The sequence below is a fragment of the Succinimonas sp. genome, from assembly GCF_045225735.1.
Lineage (GTDB): Bacteria > Pseudomonadota > Gammaproteobacteria > Enterobacterales > Succinivibrionaceae > Succinimonas.
The window spans coordinates 1-4,763 of the sequence record NZ_JBGVBR010000408.1; the positions used below are offsets into that span (position 1 = coordinate 1).

Consider the following 4,763-nt stretch of genomic DNA (forward strand, 5'->3'; position numbering starts at 1 on the left):
GGGGCTGATTTAAGAGGCCAGATGCTGCAGGCTTAATCATAATAAGGTTTTATCGCTTACCGGCAGATTTCCGCGCTGCCGGGTATTTTTAAAATGTGCTTTTTTGCCAGGAGGCTGAAATGACTGATGTATCTAATGTGAACGGACATGCTCAAAGTTTCTTTGACAACATTCAAGATCAGAATATAGGCGCTGACGGCGGAACTAAGGTGATGCTTGATGCCAACGGCCATGTAACCGAAAGCCACGAGAGCCGCGCTCACTTTTTCGGGAAGGCGATAAACAAGACCCTTACCGAAAAAACTCAGGTCAGCGTCAATGTTCTTCGTAATGCTCTTGTGGGCGAAATCGGCGCGAAAGGTCTGGAGATTTTCAACCGTTTTGTAAGCGCCAAGAATATCTCAGGCAAAAAGCGTCTCACCATGGATAACCTCAGAAATATCAAGGCTGCAGTAAAAGAGTATAAGGCTTCTCTGGTCAAAAATGCAAACAAAAGACTTGATCTTACACAAATTAAGCACCTAGGGCATAAGAGTACCTATTACAGTGATACCGACATTATTTCGGCTGGTAAAAAATTCACGTCCCTCTGCAAGACCCACATGGCAATTCTTAATGAGATTGGTAAGGTTGGCAATCTCATAAATGGAATCCCCAAGGATTTCACCTCCGCCGCTATAAAAGGCGATCGGGCCTTTGCCAATCTGGAGACGATTCTTAACGATGCCAAGACGAAGCTGAATCTTTGCAAGGAAAATCTTGATACTCTCCTTTTCAATGTCCAGAATAAAATCGGCGATGACTTCAAAGAAGCAACTCCGAATGATGCCAAAAAGCTGCAAGAAGCGCTCGATGTCATCAAGCCCAAAATTGACACCATTATAAACGGACTTAATGCCAAGATCCGGGACTGCCAGATTGCCAAAAGCAATGACGGAAATCTTTACGGTAATTTTAAAAACGGCTTCGATACCAAGGTAAAAGCAATTTCAGATACCGTTACCGAGGCGCAGAAAAAGATTACCGCAGCCAGGGATGCCAGCAACGATCAGGGCTTTATTGCCAAATGCAACCGCGCCCTGACGAAGCTTTCGAATATGCAGAATACCTATAATGAGCATAAAAGCCGTCTCGATGGCTATAATCTCAGGGACGGAGACAGCGTTCCGAAAAGGTTCCTTAAACTCTTCAAAAGCATGGGCAAGGATACCGGCGAGGATATTAAGGATATCGTCGGAAAGCTTCATATTCAGGGCTATGCTCCCACCAAAAACTGCGTTATGACCAAGTTTGCTCAGATTATGGGGGCCCAGGATTCATGGAAGCAGGAAATTTCCCGTAATCTGACCCTGAATGTAAATGCTAATGAGCAGAAGAATTTCCGTTGCAGCCTTACCCCTGCCAAGATGATGAACCCCTCCCTGTACGGCCAGGGAATTAATGGCAATCCCAGCACGGCTCTGGAGTCCCCCGATCTTACCAACTGCTTCCGCTCGGAAATCTCGGACGAGAATGGCAAGAAGCTGTTTTCCGGATACCGGCACGGCATTCTGGATTCCATTAAGGTCAAGAATAATACCACGCGTCAGAGCAATGCCGAAAACAAGGCCAAACAGCTCCTGACCACTATCGTAATGGATCGCTTCAAGGCTGATAAACTCAGTACTGCCACCAAGGCTAACCCGCTGGAAATTAATCTTACTTCAGTTAATCTGGTAAATCCTATCAGCATTGGAAAGTTTGATGAGAAAACCATGGCTCTTAAGCAGATGAGTGCTCTGGAATCCCTGACCAAAGACGCAAACGGCCAGCCCGGCCCCGTCAAGCTGACCATAAATAATCAGGATGTCTGGGTTAAGGTGAATCTCCGTACCTTCATGTCACCCTGTAACGAGTATTCCCACGGCGTGTTCGGAAAATTCGTCTGGGACAACGCCAACAGCATGGGCAAAAACAACGAGAGCTTCACAAAGATGTTCGGCCCCCGGTTCATGACACAAAATTCCCAGCCGGATCGGCTGAAATCCGCTGTTCCCTTTGAGCAGCAGTACAGGGAGTTCGTTGATAACATCAGCGCTGATTCGGATCTGGGCAAATACCTGAGAAAAAATCCGCCCCCTTCACTGGCAGACAAGAAGAAAGTGTTTGTCCTGGCGCATGAAATTAACATCCTGATGCAGAACGGCAATTTCCGCAACAAGAAAATCGATGCCTTCGAGCTTCCGGCCCGGCTGGCCCTGCTCAATGACATGATTGGCAATGTGTGCTGCTATAACTGCAAGAGCGGAAAGGATCGCACCGGTCATATGGATATCATCACCAAGCAGCTGGCTGTCAAGATGACCAAGCTTGAAAATAACGACCTTTCTCCGAACAAGTATCTGACCAACTCCAGCTCGGTGATGCGCGTTCTGAGCGGGCAGACCTATGCCACAGACGAAGACGTCCAGAATTTTGACCAGCTGATCAAGAATTCCGGAAATCTCGAAGTGCATCAGATGAATACCGGTCTCAAGGGCTCCAAGGTTAACGACATGCCAGGTGTTATCAATCATCTGGGCAATGCGGAACTCTTCAAGTTCTACGAGGGCGCCAGCAAGTACGTAAAATCCTGATCCTTTCGGAATCAGGCGCGGAGAATATCTCCCCGAGGCATTCAGCGCGGTCTCCCCTGCTTTCAGGCAGCAGGAGCCGCCCTTCTTGGCAAGGCATCAGGCTCTGTTTGCCATCCTTTAATGGATGCCGGTTTCCTGCCGGCATTTTCTTCTGCCGGTTCCGGATTCTTAAAAGGGCCCGGGCACCGGATTTGCAGCCGATTTGCAGCCGCTCCCTCAGAAAAGTTTTCTGTGATGTGATAGCATGACAATACGGCTTATTTATCTGAATCTGAACTCGTGCTCAGACTGCTCACAGGCTCTTCCCCATGCTCTTCATGTTCATGAAAGATGCCTTAAGCCCGCCCGCCCGGATCCGAAAACCAGCTTCGCAAGAGAGGTTAACTGCCATGAATACGACATCCCCCTCCTCCGGCTTCACCCTTATTGAACTTGTGGTTGTCATTGTCATTCTGGGGATTCTTGCCGCCACTGCCGCCCCGAAATTCATGAACCTCCGGGGGGATGCCCGGGCCGCCGCCATTCACGGTCTTGAGGGAGTGCTGAAATCCGCCGATTCCGTGGTCTATTCCAAGGCCGTGATTCTGGGAAAGGAAAAGGATCCCAATGCGGAATTTACCGTGGAGGATCGGGTGGTGCGCACCAGATACGGCCATTTGATGGACGCCCACCAGATTATGCAGGAAACGGATGCCGATCTGGTCAATGACTGGTTTGTAGCCCCGAAAACCTCCGGCGACTACTACGAGCTCTATATCTTCATCAAGGATCCCAGCCTAAGGCTGGATCAGGAGTACCGGGATCTCTACCAGGACAAGTGCTCTCTGCTCTACAAGAGAAACAATAATCGGGACGAGCTCATTATCAAAGCCAGCACCTCCGGCTGCTGAGAACCCGGCTTTTGCGGATAGGCAGGAACGGGCCTTCTGGGGGTGATTCCTGTCGGCTTCAGCTGGCTGCAAGTCTTCTCTGATACGGTGTGCGGCAGTTCTGTTTCGAGAAAATGAATTTTTTTCATTTTCTCGAAATACGATGCTGCCATGTATGATGTGATGCAGGGTATGCCGAAAATCTCCGGGCAGTCTTTCTTTTGCTGGATGGCTCTTTACGGGGCATAAACGGGCACATGAAAGAGCATAAAATGCCGGCCCTTTTCGGGTAATTATGGAACAGCAGCATGAAATTGATAGCAAGGCCGTTATATCTAGAACAGCTGAAACGGGTGCAGGACGTGCCCGATATTAAGGTAATTACCGGTATCAGACAGTGCGGAAAATCCAAACTTATGGAATCGTTTATTGATTACATCAAAACAACGGATCCTGCCGCTAATGTTATTTATATTGATTTCACCGATTTGAAATATGAAGAATTAAATCATTACCGTAAATTGTACGATTATGCTGAAAGCTCTTACCTCGCCGGCAAGAACAATTATCTTTTTATAGACGAGGTTCAGCTTTGCGAAGGATTTGAAAAAATACTGAGCAGTCTCCATTCATCTGAAAAATACGATATTTATATTACCAGTTCCCATGATTTTCTGGAAGAAAGCAAACTGGCAACATTACTCATGGGGAGAACTTTCAATATTGAAGTTTTTCCGTTTTCTCTGAGGGAGTTTATGGAATACCATAATTTGTCGGATGCGTATGAAGCATTTACGGAATATCGCAAATTCGGCGGGATGTCCGGTTCATACGTATATTCAGATGAAAAAAGCAGAATGTCTTATCTCAATAATGTTTTTGAAACGCTGGTGTTACGGGATATTGTTCAGAAATATAAGATCAGAAATGCGCCTCTTCTGGAAAAAATTACCGATTTCCTGATGGATAACACCTCCAATATTGTATCTGCCAGCAATATGGCTAAAACCCTCCAGGCAAATAAAATTAAGACAAATGATAAAACCATAGGTACGTACATAGGTTATCTGTGCAATGCCTATGGTTTTTATCGCATCAGAAGATACGATATCAGAGGAAAAAAATATTTAGCTTTTAATGACAAGTACTATCTGGCTGATCCCGCTTTCAGATATGCCAGACTTGGCAGCAGAAATCCCGATTACGGCAGGATATCGGAAAATCTGGTGGCGCTTGAACTCTTAAGGCGGGGTTATGAGGTCTATGCAGGTGTTTTATA

3 protein-coding genes are annotated in these 4,763 nt (G+C 46.8%); all 3 read left to right on the forward strand.

Features of this window, described 5'->3' with window-relative positions; genetic code table 11:
• The first annotated feature begins 119 nt into the window (after positions 1 to 119).
• Complete coding sequence (locus ACJROR_RS14300; protein ID WP_406547688.1) at positions 120 to 2,615, forward strand: inositol phosphate phosphatase SopB; 2,496 nt, start codon at positions 120 to 122, stop codon at positions 2,613 to 2,615.
• Between the two features lie 389 nt (positions 2,616 to 3,004).
• Positions 3,005 to 3,505 carry a type II secretion system protein gene (locus tag ACJROR_RS14305; protein ID WP_406547689.1) on the forward strand — a complete coding sequence of 167 codons (501 nt, stop codon included), beginning with the start codon at positions 3,005 to 3,007 and terminating at the stop codon, positions 3,503 to 3,505.
• Between the two features lie 287 nt (positions 3,506 to 3,792).
• Positions 3,793 to 4,763, forward strand: a 971-nt coding sequence (locus ACJROR_RS14310) for an ATP-binding protein (RefSeq protein WP_406547690.1), incomplete at its 3' end; no start/stop codon positions are given.